This is a genomic window from Ardenticatenales bacterium (genome assembly GCA_020634515.1).
Classification (GTDB): Bacteria; Chloroflexota; Anaerolineae; order Promineifilales; family Promineifilaceae; genus JAGVTM01.
The window spans coordinates 650,934-676,883 of sequence record JACKBL010000001.1 but is presented as its reverse complement, the minus strand read 5'-3'; the positions used below and the strand labels follow the sequence as shown (position 1 = coordinate 676,883).

Annotated in this window: 20 protein-coding genes; 18 read left to right on the top strand and 2 right to left on the bottom strand. The window is 63.5% G+C overall.

Annotated elements, in window-relative coordinates; genetic code table 11:
- The first annotated feature begins 8 nt into the window (after nt 1-8).
- From H6650_02495 to H6650_02425, 15 genes are all read left to right on the top strand, one after another.
- Nucleotides 9-1,181, top strand: a complete 1,173-nt coding sequence (locus H6650_02495) for a glycosyltransferase family 4 protein (GenBank protein MCB8950863.1) — start codon at nt 9-11, stop codon at nt 1,179-1,181.
- An 89-nt stretch (nt 1,182-1,270) separates the two neighbouring features.
- A complete protein-coding gene (locus H6650_02490; GenBank protein MCB8950862.1) occupies nt 1,271-2,041 on the top strand; it encodes a class I SAM-dependent methyltransferase in 771 nt (256 codons plus the stop codon).
- Nucleotides 2,042-2,073: 32 nt separating this feature from the next.
- On the top strand, nt 2,074-3,279 hold the full coding sequence (locus H6650_02485) for a glycosyltransferase (protein MCB8950861.1): 1,206 nt from the start codon (nt 2,074-2,076) through the stop codon (nt 3,277-3,279).
- Entirely contained in the window at nt 3,276-4,697 is a 1,422-nt protein-coding gene (locus H6650_02480; GenBank protein ID MCB8950860.1) for a hypothetical protein, read from the top strand. The genes H6650_02485 and H6650_02480 overlap by 4 nt, the downstream gene beginning before the upstream one ends.
- Nucleotides 4,697-5,716 (top strand): glycosyltransferase family 4 protein, encoded by a 1,020-nt coding sequence (locus H6650_02475; GenBank protein ID MCB8950859.1) that lies wholly within the window; start codon nt 4,697-4,699, stop codon nt 5,714-5,716. The genes H6650_02480 and H6650_02475 overlap by 1 nt, the downstream gene beginning before the upstream one ends.
- Nucleotides 5,717-5,735: 19 nt before the next feature.
- Nucleotides 5,736-7,085, top strand: coding sequence for a glycosyltransferase family 39 protein (locus H6650_02470; protein ID MCB8950858.1), 1,350 nt, complete (start codon nt 5,736-5,738; stop codon nt 7,083-7,085).
- 6 nt (nt 7,086-7,091) lie between these two features.
- A complete protein-coding gene (locus H6650_02465; protein ID MCB8950857.1) occupies nt 7,092-8,021 on the top strand; it encodes a glycosyltransferase family 2 protein in 930 nt (309 codons plus the stop codon).
- Between the two features lie 23 nt (nt 8,022-8,044).
- On the top strand, nt 8,045-9,214 hold the full coding sequence (locus tag H6650_02460; GenBank protein ID MCB8950856.1) for a glycosyltransferase family 4 protein: 1,170 nt from the start codon (nt 8,045-8,047) through the stop codon (nt 9,212-9,214).
- 34 nt (nt 9,215-9,248) lie between these two features.
- Complete coding sequence (locus tag H6650_02455) at nt 9,249-10,736, top strand: sugar transferase (GenBank protein ID MCB8950855.1); 1,488 nt, start codon at nt 9,249-9,251, stop codon at nt 10,734-10,736.
- A 49-nt stretch (nt 10,737-10,785) separates the two neighbouring features.
- Nucleotides 10,786-12,054: a glycosyltransferase gene (locus H6650_02450; protein MCB8950854.1), complete on the top strand. Its 1,269-nt coding sequence runs from the start codon at nt 10,786-10,788 to the stop codon at nt 12,052-12,054.
- A 95-nt stretch (nt 12,055-12,149) separates the two neighbouring features.
- Entirely contained in the window at nt 12,150-13,130 is a 981-nt protein-coding gene (galE, locus tag H6650_02445; GenBank protein MCB8950853.1) for a UDP-glucose 4-epimerase GalE, read from the top strand.
- 144 nt (nt 13,131-13,274) lie between these two features.
- A complete protein-coding gene (locus H6650_02440) occupies nt 13,275-14,933 on the top strand; it encodes a polysaccharide biosynthesis tyrosine autokinase (protein ID MCB8950852.1) in 1,659 nt (552 codons plus the stop codon).
- Nucleotides 14,934-15,208: 275 nt separating this feature from the next.
- Complete coding sequence (locus H6650_02435) at nt 15,209-20,062, top strand: hypothetical protein (GenBank protein MCB8950851.1); 4,854 nt, start codon at nt 15,209-15,211, stop codon at nt 20,060-20,062.
- A 13-nt stretch (nt 20,063-20,075) separates the two neighbouring features.
- Nucleotides 20,076-22,016 carry a hypothetical protein gene (locus H6650_02430; protein ID MCB8950850.1) on the top strand — a complete coding sequence of 647 codons (1,941 nt, stop codon included), beginning with the start codon at nt 20,076-20,078 and terminating at the stop codon, nt 22,014-22,016.
- Nucleotides 22,016-22,204, top strand: coding sequence for a hypothetical protein (locus tag H6650_02425; protein MCB8950849.1), 189 nt, complete (start codon nt 22,016-22,018; stop codon nt 22,202-22,204). The genes H6650_02430 and H6650_02425 overlap by 1 nt, the downstream gene beginning before the upstream one ends.
- A 727-nt stretch (nt 22,205-22,931) precedes the next feature.
- Here the strand turns inward: H6650_02425 and H6650_02420 are convergent.
- Nucleotides 22,932-23,186 (bottom strand): hypothetical protein, encoded by a 255-nt coding sequence (locus H6650_02420; GenBank protein ID MCB8950848.1) that lies wholly within the window; start codon nt 23,184-23,186, stop codon nt 22,932-22,934.
- A 67-nt stretch (nt 23,187-23,253) separates the two neighbouring features.
- On the opposite strand from H6650_02420, the gene H6650_02415 reads away from it, so the two are divergent.
- From H6650_02415 to H6650_02405, 3 genes are read left to right on the top strand one after another with little or no spacing between them, the layout of a single operon-like run.
- On the top strand, nt 23,254-23,538 hold the full coding sequence (locus tag H6650_02415; GenBank protein MCB8950847.1) for a PqqD family protein: 285 nt from the start codon (nt 23,254-23,256) through the stop codon (nt 23,536-23,538).
- Entirely contained in the window at nt 23,538-23,987 is a 450-nt protein-coding gene (locus H6650_02410) for a lasso peptide biosynthesis B2 protein (protein MCB8950846.1), read from the top strand. The genes H6650_02415 and H6650_02410 overlap by 1 nt, the downstream gene beginning before the upstream one ends.
- Entirely contained in the window at nt 23,984-25,111 is a 1,128-nt protein-coding gene (locus H6650_02405) for a nucleotidyltransferase family protein (GenBank protein MCB8950845.1), read from the top strand. The genes H6650_02410 and H6650_02405 overlap by 4 nt, the downstream gene beginning before the upstream one ends.
- Nucleotides 25,112-25,156: 45 nt before the next feature.
- Here H6650_02405 and H6650_02400 read toward each other — a convergent pair whose 3' ends face one another.
- Nucleotides 25,157-25,459 (bottom strand): DUF1294 domain-containing protein, encoded by a 303-nt coding sequence (locus H6650_02400; GenBank protein MCB8950844.1) that lies wholly within the window; start codon nt 25,457-25,459, stop codon nt 25,157-25,159.
- Nucleotides 25,460-25,950 lie beyond the last annotated feature (491 nt).

Genomic DNA, 25,950 nt, shown 5'->3' with positions numbered 1-25,950 from the left:
CCACGCGCATGAGAATCCTGCACCTGAACGACACCGTCAATCCGCAAGGGGGCGTGGAGCAGTATCTCCTCAGCGTTTGCGACCTGCTGGCGGCGGCGGGGCACGAAAACGTGGTCGCCGCCTGCGCGGATGGGCGCGAATCCGCCGCGCCCTGGCCAACCTACGCCACGCCCACGCCGGACGCCGCGCGCCGTCTGGCGGACCGGCTACGGCCAGACGTGGCCTATGTGCATCACGTCCGCGATGGGGATGTGATTGCGGCGGTTGCGGAGCGGATGCCGGCATTAGGCTACATCCATGGTTTTGCGCCGGTGTGCGCCGGCCTGGGTAAGTATTTTCGCCGCACGGAAACGATTTGCACCCGCCCTTTTGGTTGGGCGTGCGCGCCGCTGCAATATACCCACCGCTGTTCGACCGCGCGCCATCCGCTGACGGTGCGGCGGCTGATGCAGGAGACGGCGCGGCGGCGGTGGGCGTTTGCCCGGCTCGACCATTTGCTGGTGGCCTCCGGCTACATGCGCGATCTGCTGCGGCAAAATCGGTTTGACCCGCGTCGGATCACAATTTTGCCGCCCCATTTTCTCGCCGCGCCGCCGCCGCCGTGGCAGCCGCCCGCAGACCCGTCCTTGCTGGTTTATGCCGGCAGATTGGAAGTGGAAAAAGGTGTCTCACATCTCCTGCAAGCCCTCCGCCTGCTGCCCGCGCCCGCGCACCTGGTCGTTGCCGGTGACGGAACCCAACGCGCTCAGTACGAACGAATGGCGGCGGAAATGGGATTGGCGGCGCGGGTGCGGTTCGTGGGCTGGCTGGCCGCCGACGCCCTCACCGCCCTCTACCGGCGCTGCGCTTTGGTGCTGATCCCCTCCCATTACGCCGAGCCGTTTGGCAAGGTAGGCATCGAAGCCCTGGCGCAGGGGCGTGCCGTGGTCGCTTACGCCACGGGCGGCATTCCTGAGTGGCTCCAGGATGGGCGAAATGGCCGCCTGGTTCCGCCGGGGAATGTGCCGGCATTCGCTCAGGCCATAGACGACTTGCTCACCCAACCCGTCGTGCTGCGCGAGATGGGTCGGGCCGGACAACGACAGGCGTGGGCGCGCTACGGCGCAGATGCACACGCGCAAACGCTGCTGGCGTTGATGGGGCAAATGATGCGCGGGTGGGCCGGGAAAATGCCGGCATAAAGCCCCTGTTAAAATTGGTTCATTCTTGGAGAATAAACCAATCTTGAAAAGAACGAAATTCTGGACGATCCCATAGTCCGAGACGCGGCATGAACGAAACCAAAGCCACCACGGCAGCCGCCTGGGCGCATTACTGGGCGCATGTCGAGACAGTCGATTACATCAACATCACGCCGCGCCTGCTGCACACCCTGCGTCAGCACGTCCCCCTGCGCGGCAGCCGCATCCTGGAAATTGGCGTGGGCACGGGCGGCAACAGCGCCACCCTCGCCCAGGACGGGGCCACCGCGGTCGCCCTGGACCTCTCCCCGGAGGCGCTGCGGCGCAGCCAGGCCACGGCGCGGACGATGCAGGCCGCCTTGCTCCCCATCAACGCGGACGCATGGCGACTGCCTTTTGCCGCCGCCAGCTTCGACCTGATTTTTCACCAGGGCGTGCTGGAGCATTTCACCGATCCCGCGCCCAGCCTGCGCGAACAGGCGCGCGTGCTGCGGCCCGGTGGCTGGCTGCTGGTGGACGTGCCGCAGCGGTACAACCTGTACACCCTGCACAAGAACCGCCTCATCCGCCAGGGGCGCTGGCCCTACGGCGGCTGGGAATGCTCCTTTAGCCTGGGCGAACTGCGGGCGCTGCTGCGCTCCGTGGGCTTCACCCCCGTGGCCGCCTATGGGCGCGACTATTACCCGCGCCCCTGGGCCATGCTGCGCCGCCTCGCCCGCGTGGAGACAAAGCTGCTGCGGCGGCGCATCCTCCCCGCCGCCGCCTGGCGCGCCTATGGCGCCCTCTGGGACCGCTTCGAGGCGTCGCCTCTGGGCTGCTACACCCTGCAGTCCATCGGCGTGCTCGCGCGGAAGACGTGAGGGGCAAGCGTCTACCGTTTTCTGTTTCCGTCATGAACGTCCTCTTCCTTTCCACCTGGTTTCCCACGCCGCCGGACAATGGGGCCAGGATACGGGTTTGCCATCTGCTGCGGGCACTGAGTGCGCGGCATCGGGTGACGGTGCTGGCGTTTAATCCGCGTGGGACGGCGGCGGCGGCGCGGCTGTGCAGCCATGCGGCAGACGCGGCGGTGACGCTGGAGGGGGTTCCCGTGGACCCGTTTCGGTACACGGACGCCGCCTGGTGGCTCAAATTTGCTTCGCCGACGCCGCTGGCGTGCTGGCCCAGCCGCGAGATGTGGCGGCGCGTGGCGCAGGCGGCGCGGGCGCGGCGGTGGGATGTGGTGGTGGCATCGCAGCTTCCCGTCGTTCCGTATCTGCGTTTGGTGGGGAAAGTGCCGGCAATTCTCGACCTCGACGCCATCTGGACCCTGGAAACACACGCCCGCTTCCAGGCCGCCCCGTCCGCCTGGCAACGGCTGCGCCACCGCCTGAGCTGGCACAAAAGCCGCCTCTACGAGCAGTACTGGCTCACCCGCCTCGCCGCCTGCACCGTCGTCTCCCCTCAGGAGCAAGCCTACCTGCGCCGGCTGGCTCCCCGCCGCGCCGCCGACATTCACCTCTGCCCGAACGGCGTCGATTGCGCCCACAACCGGCCCGATCTGGCCCCGCGCCAACCCCACGCCCTCGTCTACGCCGGCGCGCTCACCTACCGCGCCAACTACGACGCCATGCAATCCTTTCTCCGCGACACCTACCCCCTCATCCAGGCGCAAGAGCCAGCCGTCAGCCTGACCATCACCGGCGATACGGCAGGCGTGGACCTGGGCGGGCTACAACTGGACGAGAGCGTCCACCTCAGCGGCTACGTCGCCGATGTGCGCCGGCCGGTGGCGGCGGCGGCGGTGGCCGTGGTGCCCCTGCGCCAGGGCGGCGGCACACGCCTGAAGGTGCTGGAGGCGATGGCCCTGGGCACGCCCGTGGTAGCCACGAGCAAGGGCGTTGAAGGCTTGTCGCTGACGGCGGACGAACATTTCTTGTTGGCGGATACGCCGGCGGCATTTGCCGGGGCCGTGGCGCGGCTACTGCGCGATCCCGTGCGGGCGCGGCGGTTGGCCTGCGCCGCGCGCACCTGGGTGGCGGCGCGGTACGATTGGACGGAGACGGGCGCGCGTTTCGTGCGCGTGGTGGAAACCGCCGCCGCAGGGCAGCCGGCATGAGCGAATGGGTGGCGCGTTGGCGGCGGGGCGTCACGCCGGCGGCGGGCGTGACGCTGGTACGTGGCGGCGTGGCGCTGCTGCTGTTGGTGGCGGCGGCCGGGTTGGGCGCGCGGGCATCGCTGCGCGATCTGGCACTGCTGCTGATGGGGGTGCTGGGTGTGGTTTTTTTGTGGCGGCCCCCGTTGGGCGTGCTGGCGATGATTCCGGCGGCGCTGCTGCTGTCGCTGGAATTGGGCACAGGCACGGCGGTGAACTTGAATCCTGTGACGCTGCTGGTGATGGCGCTGCTGGGTATTCTGGGTCTGACGTGGCTGCGCCAGGGGCATCCAAGCCTGGCGGCGACGCCCGCTAACAGGCCGCTGGCCCTGTTCTTGCTGGCCGGGCTGCTGTCGCTGCTGGTGGGGAACGCGCTGTGGGACCCTGTCGTGCCGCGCAGCTCCAATTTCGTGCTGGTGCAGTTGGGTCAATGGGCTATTTTCGCGCTCTCGGCGGGTGCTTTCTGGTTGGGCGGCAATCTGATTCCATCGGAAGTGTGGCTGCGCCGCCTGACGGCGTTGTTCCTGGCGGTGGGCGGGGCGCTGGCGGTGCTGTGGAATGTGCCGGGTGTGGCCGCACCGCTGAGTGAGTGGATCACGATTGCCATTATTCGCGCGCCGTTTTGGGTGCTGCTGACGGGGCTGGCGGCGGGGCAGTTACTGTTCAATCGGGGGTTGAAAATGCCGGCACGCGCCGCCCTCATCCTCATCCTCACCACCGTCGCCGCCTATGCACTCGTGTTTCAACAAGACGCCGCCTCCAACTGGATCGGCATCACCGCCACCCTGCTCATCCTCGTCTGGCTGCGCTGGCCACGCTGGCGCGGACCCTTGCTGCTGGCGCTGCTGCTGTTGGCCGGCAGCGGGCTGTTGTTTCGTGGCCTGTGGACGTTTGCCGGCGGTGACGTGGAATGGCGGCTAAGCGGCGGTTCCCGCCTCAGCCTCATTGAGCGGGTGGTGGAAGTGACGCTGCGCAACCCGATTACGGGTCTGGGGCCGGCAGCCTACCGCGCCTACAGCAGCATGAAACCGCTGGTGTACCTGCACATCGTTTGGGTGCAGCCGTTGGTTTCCGCGCACAACAACTACGTGGACCTGTTTTCCCACGTGGGGCTGCTGGGGCTGGCGTTGTTCGGCTGGTTCGTGGCGGCGCTGGGGCGGGACGCGGCGCGGCTACGGCGGCGGTTCGCGGACGACTTCGCCGCCGGTTATGTAAACGGGATGCTGGCGGTGGGCGCGGGGGCGTTGGTGTTGATGCTGCTGGCGGACTGGATTTTGCCGTTCGTGTACAACATTGGCTTCCCCGGCTTCCAGGCCAGTGTGCTGGTGTGGCTATTTGGGGGCGGTCTGGTGGCGTTGGCCCGGGAGGAGGCCGACGGCTGATGCGCATCCTCTGCGTTACGCGCTTCCCCGTGGCCGCCGGAGACCGCTGGTTGTGGAACGACCTGCCCGCCGCCGCCGACGATGTCCATTTCATCCAGGCCACCCGCGCCTGCGGCCATTGGCTGCGCCAGGTGGATCGGCGGGCGCGACAAGAGCCGTTCGACCTGATTGTGACGTGGGAGAATGGAGCGGGGCTGCCGCTGGCCCTCTGGCGCTGGCTACGGGCGGAAACGCGCCCGCCGCTGGTGTTCCTCACCCTGGCGGCCAAGCCGTATCTGCGGCGGCTGCGATTTCTGGCGCGGCGTTGGCTACGTGGCGTGACCCACATAACGGCTCCCAGCAATTGGGAAGCGACGCGCTATGGCTCCCTTTTCCACCTGCCGGCATCGCATATTTCCGCGTGTCCCTTGGGCAGCTACGACGTGCGCCGGCACATGGCGGCCAGGGGGCGGCACTCCCCCGATGATGGCCATCGCCTGGCGGTGTTTGCCGGCGGGCGCACGGATCGGGATTATGCCACCTTGCTGACGGCGCTGGCGGATGTGCCGGCATCAACCATGATCAGCGCCCCATCCACACAATTACGCCGCCTGCGCCAACCCGCGCATGTGACCTTCGCGCCGCTGCTGCCCGTGGACGATTATTTTGCCGCCCTGATGCGCTGCCGCATCGTCGCCGCGCCGCTGCGGCCCGTTCCGCACGCCGCCGGCCTGACGCTGCTGCTGGATGCCATGTCGGCGGGTCGCCCCGTGGTTTGCGCCGACCTGCCCGTGACGCGGGAGTACGTGACGCCAGGCGTGACAGGGCTGCTGCTGCCGCCGGGCGAGGCAACCGCCTGGCGTGATGGGCTGCTGACCCTGCTTGGCGACGCGGAGCGGTGTCGCTGGATGGGCGAACAGGCGCGGGCGCGTTGGGAGCGGGAGTTTGCTTTTCCCCGGTTTGCCCGCCGCGCGTATGCCGTGCTGCGGCGGGCGGCGGCCGTGGAACCGGAGGGACACGCGGAGGCGATGGACATTTGAGATGATAATGGAAACGGTCTTGCGCGAAAAACGTACCGCCCGGCTGCGCCGCGTAGTCGGCTCCTTGTGGTTTTGGATCGGGGTGTCGCTGGCGCTGCGGCTGGGGATGGCGTTTTATCTGGGCAACAGCCTGGACGAGCTGCGGGGCGGCATTTTCGACCAGATTTCTTACGATGCGCTGGCGCGGCGGGTGCTGGCGGGGTATGGCTTCAGTTTTGGCCGCGATTGGTGGCCGATGACGGCGGCGAATGCGCCGACGGCGCACTGGTCGTTTCTGTACACGCTGTATCTGGCGGCGGTGTATGGGGTGTTTGGACCTTTTCCGTTGGCGGCGCGGCTGATTCAGGCGGTGACTGCCGGCATTGCCATGCCCTGGCTCACTTATCGCATCGGCCGGCGCTGTTTTGGCGAGAAAGTGGGGGTGACGGCTGCCGGCATTTCCGCCATCTACATCTACCTCTTCTACTACGCCGCCGCCCTCATGACCGAAACCTTCTTCATCATCGCCCTCCTCTGGCTACTAGACGTGACCATGCGCCTCTTGCCGCCATCGGGCGCAGCCGATGCGCAACCCGGGCGCGGCGATTGGCTCCGCCTCGGCCTGGCGTGGGGCACGGCCATGGCCGCCGCCGTGCTGCTACGCCAGGTGATTTTGCCTTTCCTGCTGCTGCTGCTCCTGTATGCGCTGTGGTGGGCGCGGCGTCAGTGGCAAATACGCCGTCTGATGGCCGCTCTGGCCGTGGCCGGTTTTGTCCTCCTCCTGGCGGTGGCTCCCTGGACGCTACGCAATGAGCGCGTTTTTGCCGCTTTCGTGCCCCTGAACACAAACGCGGGGTATGCTTTTTTCTGGAGCAATCATCCGATTCATGGCACGCACTACATTTCGCTGCTGACGGATGCCGGCATTTCCTACCAATCCCTCATCCCCCCCGAACTACGCAACCTGAACGAAGCGGCGCTGGATCAGGCGCTGCTGCGGCGGGGCCTCCAGTTCGTCTGGGACGACCCCGGCCGCATATTCCTGCTCTCCCTCAGCCGCATTCCCGTCTACTTCCTGTTTTGGCCCACGGCAGACTCATCGCTCCTCAGCAACCTCTCCCGCGTCTTCAGCTTCGGCCTGTTCCTGCCCTTCATGGCGTGGGGCGTGGCGCGCGCCGTGGGCGACCTGGCGCGGCGGCAGGCGCGTGACGCCGCCGCGGTGGGGCTGCTGCTCCTGTTCATCACCTCCTACACACTGCTGCACCTCGCCTCCTGGTCCAGCGTCCGCTACCGCCTGCCTGTGGACGCCTGCCTCATCCCGTTTGCCGCCTACGCGCTCGCGCGCGCGGCCCATCTGGCGCGCCGCGTCCTGCCCGCGCGCTCCTGGTGACGCCCCGTGTCTTCGTCCGCCACCCCCGAACTGAGCCTGATCATCGTCAACTGGAACACGCGAACGCTGCTGGCGCGCTGCCTGGAGACCGTCTGGGCAGAGGGGGCGCGATTTGGTCGGCGGCGGCTGGAGACCATCGTCGTGGACAACGGCTCCACCGATGGCAGCGCCGACCTGGTCGCGGCGGCGTTTCCCTGGGTGCGGTTGCTGCAAAACGCGGAAAACGTGGGGTTCGCCCGCGCCAATAACCAGGGGATTGCGGTGAGTCGGGGGGCGTGGGTGCTGCTGCTGAACAGCGACACGGAGCTTCACGCCGGCTGTTTCGCCGCGCTGGTGGCCTTCATGCAGGCGCATCCACGCGCGGGGGCGGCGGGGGCGCGGCTGCTGAACAGCGATGGCAGTTTGCAGCCCTCCTGCCAGCCGATGCTCACGCCAGGGCGCGAGTTTTGGCGACTGTCGTTCCTGGACCGCCTGTGGCCGCGCGCCACTTATCGCATGTCTCGCTGGGATCAGCGCCGCCCGCGCCGCGTTGAGGTGATCAAGGGGGCGTGCCTGCTGCTGCGGCGGGCGGCTTTGGACGAGGTGGGGCTGCTGGATGATCGGTATTTTATGTACACGGAGGAAGTAGACATCTGTTATCGCCTGGCGCGGGCGGGTTGGACGTTGTGGTACGTGCCGGCGGCGATGGCGACCCATCATGGGGAGGCCAGCAGCCGCCAGGTGGCGCGCGCCATGTACGTGCAGCTTTATCGCAGCAAGGTGCAGTTTTACCGCAAGGTGGGGGGAGAGCGAGAGGCGCGCCGTTTCAAACGTTTGCTGCGCCTGGCGTACGAACCGCGCCGGGTGGTGATGACGATGGCGGCTTACTTCCACCCTTCCTGGCGTTTGCGCGCGCAGTTATGCCGGCATCTTCTCGCCGAACTGCCGCGAATGTGAGTTAGCAGTATGGAATCACGCTTATGATACGCCTGGTTTACGTCTTACTTTCACCAACCTTCGGTATGCACCAATACACCGCCGACCTGGCCAACCGCATGGCCCTCAGCGGCGGCGGCGAAGTCCACCTTGTCACCACCCAGCAGTTCCCCCGTGACCGCTACGCGCCCCCCGTGCGCATTCACAAAGTCGCCTACAGCACGGGCACGGGCCTCTCCTGGCAATCGCTGCGCCTGGGCGAACTGCGCCAGATTGCCGCGGCCATCGTCGCCTTGCAGCCCGACCTGGTCCACTTCACCGGCCCGCATTTGTGGAACGTGCCGCTGGTGCGCTACCTGAAGCGGCGGGGCATTCCCGTGATCCACACCATCCACGACCTGGACCCACATCGTGGCACGCACTTCGGCATGCTGCTGCATCTGTGGAACCGCCTGATCATCCATTATGCGGACCAAATTTTGCTGCATGGGGATCAGTATCGCGGGCGGCTGCTAGATCGCGGCATTCCCCCCACAAAAGTGACGTTTACGCCCCTTATGCACCTGTTCCTCAGCCACGAGCAGGCGCTCATGTTGAATGAACTGGAACGCGGGCTGGGTCCGGCGGACGTGCGCATCACGTATGAGCCGTTTGTCTTGTTTTTTGGCCGCCTGGAACGGTACAAGGGGGTGGCGTATTTGCTGACGGCGTTCGCGCAGGCCAGGGATGCCGCGTCATTTGAGTTGGTGTTGGCGGGACCGGGGAAATTGCCGGCATTTTGGGCCGGCGCGCCACCTGCCGGCGTAGAAGTCCGCAATCGCCTCATTGGCGATGATGAAGCCCTTGACCTCTTCCGTCGTTGCAGCCTCGTCGTCCTCCCCTACGTAGACGCCACACAGTCCGCCCTGATCGCCGCCGCCTATTTCTTCCACAAACCCGTCCTCGTCACCCGCGCCGGCGCGCTGGCCGAATACGTCCGCGAAGAAGAGACAGGCTTCGTCGCCGAACCGGACCATCCCCCCTCCATGGCCCGCATCCTGGTGCGCGCCCTCACCGATCCCGCCCAACTGCAAGTCATGGGGCAGGCCGGGCGCGCCTGGTACGACAAAAACCGCGCCCAGGAAACCATCGCCCTGGTTGCCCTCTACGAACGGCACGCGACCAGGCAGAGCGCTCCCGCCGCCGCCGGTCGCCAGCTTTTCGTGCAGCCGTGAAGTGCCGTCTGCCCCCCCCACCCGCCACAACCCTATGAGCGAATCCCCAAACGAACGCCCCGTGGACTTAGCGACATTGGCCCTGTCCCCGCGCGTGCAGCTGCCCCTGTCCGGCCTGCGCATGTCTGAACGCAAGCTGTTGCTGGCCGTAGGGGACATCTTCCTGCTCAACGCTGCCCTGATCCTGTCCCTGTGGCTGCGCACCGACCTGCTGCCAGAATGGCGGGCGGTGTTTGCCGTCTACAAGTGGTTTGTGACCCTGATCGTCGTGTGGGGCGTGATGGCCGCCGTTTTTGACGTGTACAATCTGGTCCGCGCCGCCAGCACCAGTTGCAGTGTACGTGCGACGTTGGGGGCTGCCGCCGGCAGTGCCGGCATTTACCTCCTCATCCCCTGGCTCACCCCCCCGCTGCAAAATCGCTCCCAGGGATTCCTCTTCGTCTCCTTCGCCGTGCTGTTTGTCGTCGGCTGGCGCGCTTTCTACGCGCAGGTTTTTGTGCAACCCGCCTTTCAGCGGCGCACCCTGGTCGTAGGCGCGGGCAGCAGCGGGCGCAAACTGGCGCAGGCGTTGCAAAGCGACTTCGCCCGCCGCGACGCCAATCCCCTTCGCGGCACGGGGCACATTCTCGTGGGCTTCGTGGATGATGACGCCGCCTACTGGGGGGAGAACATAGCCGGCGCGTCTGTCCTCGGCGGCAGCCAGCAACTGGTACGGCTGGCGCGCACGTTGGCCGTGGACGAAATCGTCGTGGCCGTGACGCGCACCGACCGCATTCGTCCGGAACTGTTCGAGGCCATCCTGGATTGCCGCGAGTTGGGCATCCCCATCGTGAACATGACCACCGTCTATGAACGGCTGACGGGACGGGTAGCGGTCGCATTTGCCAGCAGCAACATGGAAATAGCGACGCAGAAAGGGGACGGGGCCTTCTTTCGCCTGTATGCAATCATTAAACGCGGCATCGACGTTTGCGGGGCGGCGGTGGGGTTCATCGCGCTGCTGCTGTTCATTCCCCTGGTGGCCCTGGCAAATGCCCTGCTGTCGCCTGGTCCCCTGTTTTTTCGGCAGCAGCGCGTGGGGCGCGGAGGCCAGCCATTTATAGTGGTCAAGTTCCGCTCCATGATTCCGGAAGCGGAAAAAAGGAGCGGCCCCGTGTGGGCGCGGCGGCACGATGACCGGGTGACGCCCGTGGGACGCTGGCTGCGGCGCACCCACCTGGATGAGCTGCCGCAGGTGATTAACGTCTGGCGTGGGGAGATGAGCCTGGTGGGTCCGCGCCCGGAGCGTCCGGAGTTCGTGGGGCAGTTATCCCGCCTGTTTCCCTTTTACCGCGCGCGCCACTGCGTGCGTCCGGGCATCACCGGATGGGCACAGATTCACCGGGAGTATGGTGACTCGGCGGAAAGCGCGCAGGAAAAACTGGAATTCGACCTGTATTACGTCAAGCACGCTACGCCACTTTTGGATATACTCATTATTCTACGCACCTTCTCGCGCGTCTTGGGGCTGCGCGGGAGATGAGGGTTTCATGGAACTTCCGGGAAGATTTGGTAGAGGCTAAAACGTTATATTGGACATTCTATTTCTGACGCAGGTACTGCCATACCCATTGGTAGGGGGCGCGAAGATTCGCGCCTACTACGTGCTGCGTTACCTGGCCCGGCGACATCGGGTGACGTTGGTTTCCTTTGTGCGGCCTGATGATCGACCGGAAGATGTGGCCCATTTGCGCACCTTTTGCGCGGCAGTGCATACGGTCCCTTTGCGGCGGTCGCGCTGGAAAGATGGGCAGGCGCTGCTGGAAGGGTTGGCAACAGGGCGTCCGGCGGTGATTGCGCGGGACCGCGTTGTCGCCTTTTCCGGGCTGCTGCGCTGGCTGGTCGGACAAAAACATTTCCATGCCATTCATGCCGACCAGACGGCCATGGCGCAGTACGCGCTGATGGCTCGTGACTGGATCGCGGCGCGCGACGAGGGCACACGGCCGCAAACTGTGTTGGATCAGCACAACGCGCTTTTCCTGGTGGTGCGGCGGCAGGCGGCGTATGAGGGCAATTTGCCGCGGCGCTTGCTGTGGCACTGGGAGGCACGACAGTTGGCGCGGTATGAGGGGAAGTTGTGCCGGCATTTTGATCACATCCTCACCGTCACCGAAGCCGATAAAGCCGCCCTACTCTCCCTCCTCACCCCCGCGGAGGCCGCCGCGCGGCACGCCAACTTCACCGTGCTACCCATTTGCGTGGACCCGGCGGCGCAGCCCCTCCTGCCGCGCCACGACCAGACGCCGCAAATCATGCACTTGGGCACAATGTTCTGGCCGCCCAACGTGGAAGGCGTTCTCTGGTTTACGCGGGAGATCATGCCCTTGATTGTGGCCCAGGTTCCTGACGCGCGATTTATTATTGCCGGCAAAAACCCACCCCCCAACATTCACGACCTGAGCGCGCCCGGTTCCCCCCACAGCGACTACGTGCGCGTCACCGGCTTTGTCTCCAACCCCACGGGGCTGCTGGCGCAAAGCCGCGTTTTCGTCGTTCCCCTGCGTGCCGGCGGCGGCATGCGCGTGAAGATTCTGGATGCCTGGCAGTGGGGGCTGCCGGTCGTCTCCACTACACTGGGCGCGGAAGGCATAGAAGCGCGACCGGGCGAGAATATCTTGCTGGCGGATGATCCCGCTACCTTCGCCGCCGCCGTGGTGCGTGTTCTGCGCGACCCTCACCTGGCGCGGCGGCTGCGGGAAAACGGGCGAAGCTGGGTGGAACGACACTACGATTGGCGCGCGGTTTACCCCCGGTTGGCCGCTATCTACCCCGAAACGGATGGCGCGCCCGCCGTTTGATCGGCTACAATGGCGTTTCAACAACGAGGCGCGACGCGCCTCGGAAAAAGACGCCGCGTATTTGGCGCATTATCTTTGCAAAGGGAGAAATTGCCTTGAATATCTTAGTTACCGGGGGAGCCGGTTATATTGGATCGCTGGTTACGGAGCAGTTGATTTTGTCAGGGGCGGGCGTCGTGGTTTACGACAATCTCTCGCAAGGCCACCGGGCCGCCGTTCACCCCCAGGCCACGTTTGTACAGGGCGACCTGGCGGACAGGGATTTGCTGGAGGCGACTTTTGCCAGACATGAGATTGATGCGGTGATGCATTTTGCCGGCAACACCCTCGTCGGCGAGTCCGTGCAGCAACCATTCCTGTACCTGGGCGACAACGTGCGTAATGGTCTCAACCTCTTCGAGGCCGCCGTCAACCACGGCGTACGCCGCTTCATCCTCTCCTCCACCGCCAACCTTTTTGAAAAACCGCGCCGCTTCCCCATCAGCGAAGACGAGCAGATCATCCCCGGCAGCCCTTATGGGGAGAGCAAATACATCCTGGAAAGGGTTCTCTACTGGCTAGAGCAAACCAAGGGCGTGCGCTACGCCGCCTTCCGCTACTTCAACGCCGCCGGCGCGTCTGAAACCTACGGCGAAGACCACCACCCGGAAACCCACCTCATTCCCCTGGTGCTGCAAGTTGCCCTGGGGCAGCGCCCACACATCAAAATATTCGGCGACGATTACCCCACCCCGGACGGAACCTGCATCCGCGACTATATCCACGTTATCGACCTGGCGCAGGCGCACATCCTGGCCCTGCGCGCCCTGGACGAGGGCAGCCGCGTCTACAACCTGGGCAGCGGCAGCGGCTTCAGCGTGCGCCAGGTGATCGAAACCGCCCGCGCCGTCACCGGGCATCCCATCCCCGCCGTGGTCGGGCCGCGCCGCGTCGGCGACCCCGCCCGCCTGATCGCCAGCGCCGACAAGGCGCGCCGCGAATTGGGCTGGCAGCCCCGCTACGCTGATCTGCATTCGATCATCGAGAGCGCCTGGCGCTGGCACGTTCGCCATCCGCGCGGCTATGAAGATACGTAGATATTAGAGATTGGTTCATTCTTGACTCTACTGAAAAAAGGCCAAAAACCGGGTTTTTACACATGAACCACTCTGGTAATTTTTGCCGGACAATCGAAAAACCCGGTTTTTTCTGAACCGATCTGAACTTCTTCCCCTAATGACATGAACATAAACGATTACCTTCGGCCTCCGCGGAAATGGTGGTGGCTGCTGCTGGCGGCTACCCTGGTGGCGATGCTTTCCAGTTTTTTGGCCGTGCGGCGACAGCCGGCCATCTACCAGTCGCGCACCACGCTCATGATTGGTCGGACGATCGACGATCCCAATCCGACCGGCGCCGAGTTTTATTTGAGCCAACAATTGGCGCAAACCTACGCGGACATTGCGCAGCGGGAACCGGTGCGCACGGGCGCGATGGCCGCGCTGGGGATGTCATGGCTGCCGGAGTATGCGGCCCGCGCCGTGCCCAACACGCAGCTCATCGAGATTGCCGTAACGGACACGAACCCGGAGCGGGCGCGGGCGGTGGCCAATGAGTTGGGCAACCAGTTGATCCGGATCAGTCCCACGGGAACACGGCTGGAAGACCAGGAGCGGCAGACGTTTATCAGCGAACAGTTGGATAATCTGGAATCGCAGATTGAGGGGACGCAGGCGGAGATTCAGGCAAAGCAGGATGAGTTGGGTGAGTTGTTCAGTGCGCGCCAGATTGCGGATACGCAGAGCCAGATTGCCGCGCTGCAAGCGAAGCTGGCGACGTTGCAGGTGAATTATGCCAGCTTGCTGGCGAATACACGCCAGGGAGCGATTAACACGCTGGCGGTAATTGAACCGGCGACACTGCCGGCATTGCCCGTGGGTCCCAACCGTCTGCTCACCATCGCCACGGCGGCGGCCATTGGGTTTGTGCTGGCGGCGGGCGCGGCATATTTGCTGGAGTATCTGGACGACACGGTGAAGACGCCGGAGGACATCAAGCAGTTGGTGGATTTACCTACCCTGGCGGGCATTGCGCAGATCAAGGCGGACGACCCTGATCGCGGCTTGATTACGGTAACGCAGCCGCGCTCGCCGGTTTCCGAGGCGTTCCGCGTGTTGCGCACCGGTATTCAGTTTGCCACGGTGGACGCGCCCAGCCATTGCCTGTTGGTGACGAGCGCCAATCCGACGGAAGGAAAGAGCTTGACGGCGGCGAATCTGGCGGTGGTGATGGCCCAGGCGGGGTATCGGGTGCTGCTGGCGGACGCCGATTTGCGGCGGCCTGCGCAGCATACGATATTTTCGTTGCCGCAGGAAAATGGCCTGACGAATTTGCTGTTGCTACCAGAGGTAGGGGAAGATACGCCAGAGGCCCGGGCGATGTTTGACGCGGTGTTGCAGCCGGGTGGGGAGTCGGGGTTGTGGCTGCTGCCCAGCGGCCCCACGCCGCCAAATCCGTCGGAGTTGTTGGGGTCGGGCAAGATGAGGGGGGTGTTGGCCCGGCTTCTGACGCGGTTCGATGTGATCATTTTTGATAGTCCGCCGTCGCTGGCGGTGACGGACGCGCTGGTGTTGAGTCGGTTGGTGGATGCGACGTTGTTGGTGGTAGATGCCGGCACAACCCGTCGCGGTCACCTGAAACAAGCCGTGGAAAAGCTGCGTGCCGCCAATGTGCGCCTGGTTGGTGTCACGCTGAATCGCCTCACGCCGCGCAGCGATGCGTACAACGTTTACTATGCGCGGCAATCGTATTATCACGAAGATGCCGGCAAAAACGGCTCCCCCCCCTCCCTCAACGGCCACACCCACACCACAACCCCCAACAAGAAGCGCGTTCCCTGAGCTGACCAGATTCGACGCAGTTGAGACAACCCCCAGACCGGCCTGGTGTCATGTCAAGGGTGTTTTGATAGTAAACCGTAGGTCAATTCGCTGAATTGACCGGACAAGACAGCGTCTTGTCCTACGGCGCGTTTCCATCGTTTTATGCTTGACGGCACACCAGCTTGAGAAACCGCGCCCGCCTGGAAAAAGCGCAAATCCCATCACACTTCCTCGTCTCTCGTCATTCGCCCCTCGCAATTCCTCCTCCATTTACCCTTCCCCCCAGGAGATACATGATGAAAAAAGCCATACGGGTCCTCTTTTTGCTCCTGGCCTTCGGCGTACGCACCTATGCCGAACAGGCAACACTGGAAGCCACTCCCAATGATACAGTCGGGGTTGAACCCTTCAGCCAGATTGAGGCCATTGATGCCCTCGTATTTGACCAGGGACCAACGACAGGCTCCAATGCCGGTTGTTGGTCCAATTACACCGCCAGCCAGAACTTCGCCGAACACGCCACCCTGGCCGCGACCACCAACATCACGTCCATTCGCATCTTCACCTGCATTGGTCCGCAAAGCGGCACGGTGACGATCAAGATTCTGGACGACGCGGGCGGGGTGCCGGGCAACTACCTGATTTACGAATCTGTTTTCCCCACCGAATGGGTGAGTGAGCCGACCGGGGGCTATCGCGTCACGGCTGACCTCTCCTCCCCTTTCACGGCCCAGGCGGGGCAAACCTACTGGTATGGATTGTCCGGCGACGGCTTTGAAATGGGCCAATACTCCGTGCAAACACCCGATAATGGGCAAATGGCCCAGTTTTCCGGCTCATCCTATGGCAGCATGACCAGCGTCGGCGACCAGATGTTCCAATTATTTGGGGATGAGGGCGGGGGCGGTGGCGGATTATGCGGCGGACCGGATGGTTTCGGCTATACGTGCGTCACGTCCGCTTATCCCAGCGGCCCATCTTACAACTTTGAAACCCTGCCGTCGCCGACCACCGTCTCACTTGGCGACGACCAGGTGAGCGGGGCCATCAGCTTCGGTTTCAATTTCAACTACTACGGCACGGACTACTCTTCGTTTTACATCAGCTCCAATGGTTTCTTGACCCTCCTCTCCGGCCAATCCAATGGCTGCTGCTCCGGGCAGCCTCTGCCCTCAACAGGCAGCCCGAATGGCACGATTGCCGGTTGGTGGGAGGACCTCAACCCCAATTATGGCGGCACAATTCGCTACCAGCTTTTGGGAACCTATCCGTATCGCCGTATGCTCGTGGAGTTCAACGATATACAGCATTACGGCACCGGTAATGCTGTTACGATGCAGTATAAGCTCTACGAGACGACGAACAACATCGAAGTCCACTACGCCGCCGCGCCATCTGACGGCGGGAATCACTCGGCGGGCATTGAGAACGCCTCCGGCACTATCGGGCTGCAATATCAGTATGGCACATCCAACATTTCCGCCCCCGTGGCCGTGCGTTACGTCTACCCCAAAGGCCCTTACATTTTTTATGACACGTTTGAAGATGGTCTTTCTAAATGGACGCCCGGCGGCCTTTGGAATCTGGAAACACAGAGTGAAACTTGTGGGGCCAGCAAAGCGCCTTTCCCCACGCCCAACCAGGCCGCCTACTACGGGCAAAACAACATCTGCAACTTTGACGTGGGAACAACTTCCGGTTCGCTGACGCTAAACAATGACGTGCCTATTCCTCCGTGGGCGACTAATGTGACCCTGCTCTTTGACAGCTATGAGCAAAGCGAATGCGGCGGCGACTGTTTTTATGACAACAGATACGTGGAAATCTCCACCAATGGCGGGGGAAGCTACACGCTGTTGGGCGAAGGGAACCAGGAAGGGGTCTGGTATACGCGCAGTTTCAATTTGAACAGCTACATTGGTCAAAGCATCCGCCTGCAGTTCCGTTTTGACTCGTTGGATAGCATTGCCAACAACTATTTTGGCTGGCTGGTGGATAATGTACGTATCACGTACACCAGCAACGGCTGTACCAATGTGGGCTATTACGACATGGGCGTGGGGAGCGGTAACGCAAACCAGGTGGCGCCGATTAACACGGCGCGAATGACGGCTATTCAACTGAATGATCTGACGAGCGCCGATCTGCAGAACATTGACATTTTGTTTGTGCAAAATCCTGATAATGGCGCTTATGGAGCGGAGTATGTGAGTCGTTTGGATAGTGTGGCGGATGCGGTTTATGCCGGCATGTCCCTCATCATCCACGACCGCTACGTAGACGGCGCCGAATCCATCCTCCCCGGCGGCAGCGGCTTCAACATCCTGCGCGACTTCGCCGACGGCTCCAACATAGACATCCGCGACTACACCACCTACGTCACCGACGGCCCCGGCGGCGTCCTCGACAACGGCTCTCTCGACGGCGGCAGCTCCTCCTCACACGGCTTCACCGCCGCCGCCTCCCTTCCCCAATCCGCCCGCCTCATCCTCACCCGTGGCAACCCGGACGAAATCGTCACCTTCTCCTACCAATATGGCCTGGGCAAAGTCATCTACTCCTCCATCCCACTCGACTACTACCTCAATGGGTCACCCCCTATCGCCTTCAGCACGATTTACGCCCCCAACGTCCTTGCCCACGCCTGCGAACTGGGCGTCGTGCCTGTCACCGTTTCCGCCTTCGCCGGCGAGCGCGTGGGCGACCAGGTGCGATTCACCTGGCAAACGGCCACAGAAACAGGCAACGCCGGCTTCAACCTGTACGTCGTGACGGACAACGGCCTCCAACGCCTCAACGAGCAGATCATCCCCTCGGCAACGATTGATTCCACTCGCCCGCAAGCGTACAGCTACGCGGCATCCGGCGTCTCCGGGGATACCTTCTATGTGGAAGATGTGGACGTGCGCGGCGATACGCGCCTCCACGGTCCCTTCAAACTGGGCCAACCCGCGGGTCGTGAGCTAAAACCGGAAGCCATTGACTGGGACGCCATCCGCGCCGAACACGACGCGCAGGCCGCCGCACGCCGACAAGACATCCTGCCACAAACACAGGCGGAATTCACCGACGCCCGCCACAATACGCCCGGCCTGGCGCTCAACCCCGGTGGCGGCATCCAGGTGCAAGTCCACGCGGACGGTCTCTACCGCATCACCTATCAGGATTTGCTCAACCTGGGTATTGACCTGGCCGGGCTGCCGGTGCGCCGCCTCAGCCTCTTTGACCAGGGCCAACCCGTGCCCATCTACGCGCAGCCGCGCGGCGTCGTTGGTCCAAACACCGTCATCGAATTCTACGGGCGGGCGCTGGATACGCTATACACCCACACCAACGTGTACACCCTAAACGCGGCGATGGCGAACACCTGGGTCAGCTTTGACAACAACCCCATACCCAATGGCACGCCGCCGGCATTCTACATGGACACGGTGACCACAGGCGCGGAAAATGCCTACAGTTTCCTGGCGCAAAATGGAGACCCCTGGTACGACACGGCGCTGCTGGCCTATGGCGCACCTTTTAGTCAGGATTACACGCTGCCCGTTGACCATCTCGTAGACGGGGCGGCTGCCGCCACGCTCACGGTAGATGTGTGGGGGCTGAACGAGTGGGATGAATCGCCCGACCATCACATCCAGGTGGCCGTCAATGGCGTACCGGTGGCGGACGAGTTCTTCGATGGCGTGGTCGGCCATCCTATCACGGTTGTGTTGCCGCCCGGCTTGCTGCAAGAAGGGGATAACGTGGTGACGTTGACGTTGCCGGGCGACCTGGGCACGATGTTTGACATGGTTATTCTCGATCACATCAGCCTCACTTATCCACGCGCGTTTGTTGTCCGCGATGGGGCGCTGACGTTCGAGGCGGCGGGCGAGGTGTTGCAGGTGACGGGGCTGCCCGCCGGCGCGGGAGCCGCCATCTACCGCCTTTCTGGTGGGAATGTTACCCGCATCACGCAGGCGCAAATTGCCGGCAACGGCGACGGAACCTACCGCCTCACCTTCCGCGGCCTGCCGTGGCGCGCCACCTACGTCATCAGCAGCCATCCGGCTGTGGCCACGCCCACCCTGGCCCTGGGGCAGCCTTACCACGACATCACCGGCGGCAGCGCCGACTACCTCATGATTGCTCATCCTCACTTCATCGCCGGACTGGCGCCCCTGGTGCAGTACCACGAGTCGCAGGGCATGGCCGTTAAAGTTGTGGATGTGAACGACGTGTACGCCCAGTTTGGCGACAACGAGTTCGATCCATATGCCATCCAGCGATACATTCGCTACGCGGCGGAGAACATGGGCATCCAGTATGTGCTGCTCGTGGGCGGCGACACCTACGACTACCTGGATTACCTGGGCATTGGTTCGATGAGCTTCATTCCTTCCCTCTACGCGGCCACGGGACCGTACGCGACGTTCGCGCCGGTGGATGCGCTGTATGTGGACGTGGATGGCGACCGGCTGCCGGACCTGCCTCTTGGTCGCCTGCCGGTGCGCACGGGAGCGGAACTGGACAACATTGTGTCCAAGACGCTGGCGTATGTGAATAAGGATTACGGCTTTACAGGGGTGTTCGCGGCGGATGAGGTGGATGCCGGCATTTCCTTCACCGACAGCAGTGACTACCTCATCTCCCAACTCGCCCCCGGCTGGAACATCACCACCGCCTACATGGACACCCTCGGCCTCTCCGACGCCCGCGCCCTCCTCCTCGACAGCATCAACAACGGCGTCGCCCTCACCAGCTACTTCGGCCACTCCGGTCCCGATAGCTGGACCTTCGCCGGTCTCTTCAACGCCAGCGACGCCGCCAACCTCACCAACGCCGACCGCCCGACCATCGTCACCCAATACGGCTGCTGGAACACCTACTTCGTCGAACCGGCCGCCGACACCCTCTCCCACGCCTTCATGCTGCACAATGGCGGCGGCGCGGCGGCCGTCCTCGGCGCATCCACCATCACCGAAAGCACCTCCGACCAGGCCCTCGGCGAACGGCTCATCCCCCGCCTCAGCCAACCCGGCATGACCATCGGCCAGGCCATCCAGGAAGCCAAATCCGACCTGGCCCAAACCAACCCCGATCTCACCGATGTTCTCCTCGGCTGGACCCTCCTCGGCGATCCCGCGTTGATGGTTGCGCCGTAGGCCGTTCAATACGGTGCGGCGCACTGCAAAAGTGCGCCGCGCCTTCTCTCCCATTTACATGAGCGCCATCCTCGCTCTCCTAAATCGCCGTGGCGAACCCGTAGACCCGACCCTTGTTTCCACGATGCTGGCCGCCAGCCCACACCGTGCCCCAGAGGGCGAAGCCATCTGGCAGCAAGGCCCGATTGCCCTGGCGCATCAGCACTTTGGGTATGCGCCCCATGTCACCGCTCCCTGCCCGCACGCCAATGATGCCGGCACAATCTTCATCACCGCCGACGCCCGCCTCGACAACCGCGCCGACCTGGTCGCCGTACTCCATCCCCGGCGCGGATTCGCTGCCCCGAACAGCGAACTCATTCTCCTCGCTTATGAGAAATGGGGCATAGCCGCGCCCACGCATCTGCTGGGTGACTTCGCCTTTGCCCTCTGGGACACCCGCTGCCAACACCTCTTCGCCGCCCGCGACGCCCTGGGCGTGCGCGATCTTTGCTACTACGTTGATGCCGGCCACGCCCTCGTTGCTTCCGAAATCCAGCAAATCCTGGCGCATCCGACCCTCGTTCCCCGGCTGAACGAGGGTAAGGTAGCCGCTTACCTGGCGTTTCTCTGGCATGAACACGCGGAAACGTTTTACGAGGACATCTACTACTGCCCGCCCGCTCACAGCCTGCTGATTACGGCGACGGAAGTGCGCTGCTGGCGTCATTGGGATGCCGATCCCCAACGACGGCTGCGCTATGCGCGCCCAGAGGCCTATGCGGACCATTTCCACGAACTGCTTGCAGAGGCAGTGAGATGCCGCCTGCCGGCACAAGGATTAGTCGGCGTTTCGCTCAGCGGCGGCATTGATTCGGCGGCGGTGACGGCGTTGGCCGCCCCCCGCCTGCCGCGGCGGCTGCACGCTTTCTCCTACGTCTTTGACGCGCTGCCAGAGTGCGACGAACGGGCTATGATTGAATCCGTAGCGGCGCGGTATGATTTGCCTACGACCTTCATCAACGGGGACGACAAATGGCCGCTGGCGGACCTGCCCACCTGGCCGTTGCAGCGGGACTTCGTCATGGCGGACCCTTTTGTGCGCCTGCCGCTGGCGGTGATGCAGGCGGCGGAACAGGCAGGGTGTCGCATTCTGCTGACGGGGCACTATGGCGATCTGCTTTTTGCCGGCAGCCGCTACTGGCTACTAGATATGCTACGGGATGGTCGTTGGGGGCAAATTGCCGGCATTTTCCGCCACCACCGCGCCACCATCAACCCCCGCCAGGACGTATGGGAATACGGTCTGCGCCCCTTCCTCCCCTGGCGCGTCCGCTACGCCTACCGCCGCTGGCGACCGCGCCCCCTGCTGCCACTCAATCCCGCCCTCCACCCCGACCTGATCCGTCGCGCCGGACTAGCCGCTCGCCGTGATCAGATTCTGGGCGAAGCCGCCTTCCCCGCGCCGGGTCAATGGCCACGCTATCGTCACCTGACGTTGAGCGTCATTCCCCAGGGCATAGCGGCGGCACGGCAGCTTTACAACCGGCACAACCTGGAAGCCATAGACCCCTTCCTGGACCGGCGGTTGGTGGAATTCGCCCTCGCCATTCCCGCCGACCAGTTGGGCCGCCCCCATCGCTCCAAGTGGGTGCTGCGCCAGGCCATGCAGTCCGACCTGCCCGCCCTTGTGCGCGAACGCACGGACAAAACCAGCCTGGCCCCCCTGCTAGACAAAGGGCTGTTGCACCGGGAACAGAGCGCCGTGCGCGCCATCCTGTCCCAACCCCAGATCGTGCGGCGGCAGTTTGTGCGCGCCGATTGGTTGCGCCGGGCGCTTGCATTTGGCCCCGATTGGCCGCAAAATCGCGCTTTCCTCTGGCTCTGCCTCAGCCTGGAACTGTGGTTGCGGCGCTTCTGGCCCGCGCCGGGCGCAAACGATAACCGATCCCCCATAACGCTTGAGGAACATTGATGACTGATCACTCAGAACCGCATGTCCCCCTCCAGAAACAGGCCGATACGCCCTCGCCCACTCCGGTGAAAAAGCCCTACGCGAAACCGGGACTCACCCATTATGGCGACGTCCGCGACCTCACGCTCAGCCCATCCCCCGCCCCTGAATTTGAGAGTGGGCAAGGGTTCGGGTTCCGCAGCAGTTGACGCTGGCCTGGAAACAGGACGCGGACGAACGCGGATAGACACGGGTAAAAGTTGGCGTTATCCGGGATCGTTTTCGTCCAACATGGCACGCCCTACGCATGAATAACTTTCACGGGAACGAACGCTCTGGCCTGTGATTACACTCTGGCTGCCACCCACGGATACGGCTCCCGCCCCCCGCGCCTATCAGGTTGCCGGACAGACGCTTGTTAGCAGCCAGCCGGTCGCCGATCTCGCCCCTTTTGCGCTGCCACACGCACCGGAGTTGTTGCCGCCGCACCCCGTTCCCGCATGGCCGCGTCCTCGCCGGTCAAACGAAAGCGGCGCTGTTTTCGCGGACGTGGGTCTCCTGGGAGGCGCGCTACGGCGGGTCACCTGCCAGACGACGGCGGACGCTATCTGGCTTTCCGGCGAGGATGGGGGCGTCGTTGTGGTGGGGAATAGGGGGCGATTGATAGAGGAAATTCCGGCATCCTCCTCCCCCTCTCCCACGCCACCACACCCCCTGCTTAGTTCCGCCCTCGTGCTGGCGCTGGCATTACAAGGCACCTTTTGCCTGCATGCCAGCGCCGTCATCGTGGAACAGCAAGCCATTGCCTTCCTGGGCGAGTCAGGACGAGGCAAATCAACCCTCGCCGCTTATCTGTCACCAACCTGGCCGCGACTGGTAGACGACGTGCTGCCCGTCACCGCATCCGCGTGGTGCTGGCCGCATTTTCCGCAGCCGCTACCGGTTACAACCACCGCCACGTCTCTCCCCCTGCGCGCTGTTTATGTGCTGGCAGAGGGAGAACTCACACTGTCCCCCCTCACTCCCGTGGACACCGCGCTCCTGCTGGCGCGCCACACCATTGCCGCGAAACTGTTCCCGCCCCCCTTGCTGGCGCGCCATTTCGATTTTTGCACACAACTGGGCGCAAAACTGTGCGCCAATCGTCTCCAATACCCCCGCCAACGCAACGCACTCCCCCACGTCCAGCATCTACTAACCACCCACCCCCCCGCCCCCAAACCCCCCCTTCATCCTTCTACCTTCTGCCTTCCAATCAATGTCCTCCCTCCTAATCATTCCATCTCCCCACGTTTTGTTCCGCGAACTGGACGGGGAATCCGTGTTGCTCGACCTGGAAACGGGGCAATACTATGGGCTGAACAGCGTGGGCACGCGGTTCTGGCAACTGCTGCCCCCGCAAAATCACCTGAGCGCCATTGTCCTGGCGTTGCTGGCCGAGTACGAGGTAGACGAGGCGACCCTGGCGCGTGACCTGCGGGAACTGGCAGAGACGTTGGCGGCGGCGGACCTGGTGACGCTGCTCCTGGAGGAGGCGTCATAATGGAGCGCGTTATCCCCGTCGGTGATGAGGTTTCCTGGAGGATGCTGCCGGCATTAATCATCGCGTGGCTGGGATTGATTTGGGTGGCGGGCTGGCTGCGCTGGCGTGGATTGGCGCGCACCTGGGACCGACTGGCGCGAATGCCGGCATTCCCCGCCACTCCGGTCGAACCACATCATCTGGCGCGCCTGGTGCATATCGCCGCACACTATTTGCCTTTCCGCAGCACTTGCCTGGAGCGCTCTTTGCTGCTGTGGACGTGGCTGCGACGGCGGGGGTATGCGGCAGAATTGCGGTTGGGTGTATGCCGGCATTCCTCCCATCTGCAAGCACACGCCTGGGTGGAATATGCCGGCAACATCCTCAACACCGATCCCGCCCACGCCGCCCAATATGCGTCTTTTGACCTGACGGACCCCGCCGCGTTGCCGGGACGCCTCTGGTCATGACACAGATGCCCCCGCGCGTCTCGCCCGCGCTGCGGCTGGCGCTGGCCAGCCGGTACGCGCCGCAAGCCGCCGCGACGTGGGCGGCGATTCGTCCCCAGGTTCATTGGCCGGCGCTGGCGGCGGAGGCCACGGCGCTGGGGTTGGCCTCGCTGCTGTATGACGTGGCGCGCGATTTGCCGGCGGGGGAAGCGTCGGCGGACGTGCTGACGGCTTTGCGACAAGAATACGCGCAGGCGGGCTTGCTGAATGCTTATTTGCTGCCTCAGTTTGCCACGGCTTTGCGCGCTTTGGAAAATGCCGGCATCGAACCCATCCTCCTCAAAGGCACAGCCCTGCTCGCCGTCGTCTACGACAATCCGGCGCTGCGCCCCATGAGCGACCTCGATCTGCTCATCCCCTTCTCCGCCCTGCCCGCCGCCGAGGATTGCCTGGCGCGGGTCGGGTTTTTGCCCCTCCAACCGCTCCCCTTCGCCAACGAATCCGGCTTCTTCTGGAACGAGCGGCTGTTGCAGCGGCGCGGCTGGCAACCGGTCTCCGTCGAACTGCATTGGGCGCTGCTGGACATCCCCTACTATGCGCGCCGCTGGCCCGAAGCGGATTTGCGCCGACGCAGCCAACTGGCGGCGCTGGATGGCCTGCCCGTGCGCGTCCTTTGCCCGGAAGACCAACTGCTACACCTGTGCGCCCACCATTTCTACCATCATCAAGGGCAGTTGGTGCGCGTGGGGCCAGACGTGGGGCATCTGCTGCGCCGCTGCGCAGTGGATTGGGATGCGTTTTTGGCGCGGGCGACGGCGTGTGGGTTAGGGCTGGCGGCGCGGGAAACGCTGCGCTGGTGCATGGAGGCCTGGCACGCGCCTATTCCGCCCCCGCATCGCGCCGCCATCGAGGGGCTAAGAGCGGGACCGCTGCAGGGCTGGTTTCAGCGCGCACAGCGGCGTGAGTGGCTAAAAGTGGCGCGCACAGGGCTGACGCTCCCCAACTGGCGGCTGCGGCTGTGTTATACCTGGCGGCAGCTCTTCCCCAACCGCGCTTATTTGCTCTGGCGGTATGGGCTGCCGGCAAATACACCCGCTTTCCGCGCTTACCTGGCTCGTTTTCGCCTGAGGGTAGGTGGCAGTTAGAAATCAAAAAGGTGCGCCGCACTTGAGAAGTGCGGCGCACCTTTTTTATTGGGGGCGCAGCCAGATGACGTAAGCGGCCACGAGGACAACCTGAAGCAAAACGGCGAGCCAGAATTTGAGTTGGAAGCTGCGTTTGGCGGTTTTGTGTCGGAAGAGGAACATGCCGGCAACAGCCCCCACCGTGCCGCCAATAAACGTTAAAAAGAGCAGGATAATTTCCGGGATGCGCGTGCGCGGCGTTTCGGCGATGGCCTTATCGTAGCCAAATGTAAAGAACGTCACCAGGGTGATGCCTGCGAGCCATGCCGGCAGCGGCGGCAGCCACTGCTGCCGCCAGACGAGTGCCATGAAGAGAAGGGCGAATCCAGATGTGAGGAGGCCAAAACGACGGCCCGGGTTTTTCCACCAGTTTTTCATTTAACCTAAACCTTCCCGGAAGCTCCATTCATTCCCCACCAAAACAGCTTCCGGGAAGGTGGTCATGAATCGTCTAAACCTTCCCGGAAGCTCGATCCATTCCCCATCAAAACAGCTTCCGGGAAGGTGGTCATGAATCGTCTAAACCTTCCCGGAAGCTCCATTCATTCCCCATCAAAACAGCTTCCGGGAAGGTGGTCATGAATCGTCTAAACCTTCCCGGAAGCTCGATCCATTCCCCATCAAAATAGCTTCCGGGAAGGTGTGTGTAATTATGCACCATCCACGGGTGCGGCGCACATTAGGAAAAGTATATTGGCCGGCATCCCATCCTATGTTATGATATGGGTTATCAACAGAACAAATGTCTTATCCACGAAAATCGGCTCTTTATCCACAGAACGTAGCGCGTACTACGCCTG

Bases quoted from the DNA above. Each gene is read 5' to 3' on its own strand.
- H6650_02495 (MCB8950863.1), top strand. From the start codon at position 9: ATGAGAATCCTGCACCTGAACGACACCGTCAATCCGCAAGGGGGCGTG.
- H6650_02490 (MCB8950862.1), top strand. From the start codon at position 1,271: ATGAACGAAACCAAAGCCACCACGGCAGCCGCCTGGGCGCATTACTGG.
- H6650_02485 (MCB8950861.1), top strand. From the start codon at position 2,074: ATGAACGTCCTCTTCCTTTCCACCTGGTTTCCCACGCCGCCGGACAAT.
- H6650_02480 (MCB8950860.1), top strand. From the start codon at position 3,276: ATGAGCGAATGGGTGGCGCGTTGGCGGCGGGGCGTCACGCCGGCGGCG.
- H6650_02475 (MCB8950859.1), top strand. From the start codon at position 4,697: ATGCGCATCCTCTGCGTTACGCGCTTCCCCGTGGCCGCCGGAGACCGC.
- H6650_02460 (MCB8950856.1), top strand. From the start codon at position 8,045: ATGATACGCCTGGTTTACGTCTTACTTTCACCAACCTTCGGTATGCAC.
- H6650_02455 (MCB8950855.1), top strand. From the start codon at position 9,249: ATGAGCGAATCCCCAAACGAACGCCCCGTGGACTTAGCGACATTGGCC.
- H6650_02440 (MCB8950852.1), top strand. From the start codon at position 13,275: ATGAACATAAACGATTACCTTCGGCCTCCGCGGAAATGGTGGTGGCTG.
- H6650_02435 (MCB8950851.1), top strand. From the start codon at position 15,209: ATGATGAAAAAAGCCATACGGGTCCTCTTTTTGCTCCTGGCCTTCGGC.
- H6650_02425 (MCB8950849.1), top strand. From the start codon at position 22,016: ATGACTGATCACTCAGAACCGCATGTCCCCCTCCAGAAACAGGCCGAT.
- H6650_02420 (MCB8950848.1), bottom strand. From the start codon at position 23,186: ATGCTGGACGTGGGGGAGTGCGTTGCGTTGGCGGGGGTATTGGAGACG.
- H6650_02415 (MCB8950847.1), top strand. From the start codon at position 23,254: ATGTCCTCCCTCCTAATCATTCCATCTCCCCACGTTTTGTTCCGCGAA.
- H6650_02410 (MCB8950846.1), top strand. From the start codon at position 23,538: ATGGAGCGCGTTATCCCCGTCGGTGATGAGGTTTCCTGGAGGATGCTG.
- H6650_02405 (MCB8950845.1), top strand. From the start codon at position 23,984: ATGACACAGATGCCCCCGCGCGTCTCGCCCGCGCTGCGGCTGGCGCTG.
- H6650_02400 (MCB8950844.1), bottom strand. From the start codon at position 25,459: ATGGCACTCGTCTGGCGGCAGCAGTGGCTGCCGCCGCTGCCGGCATGG.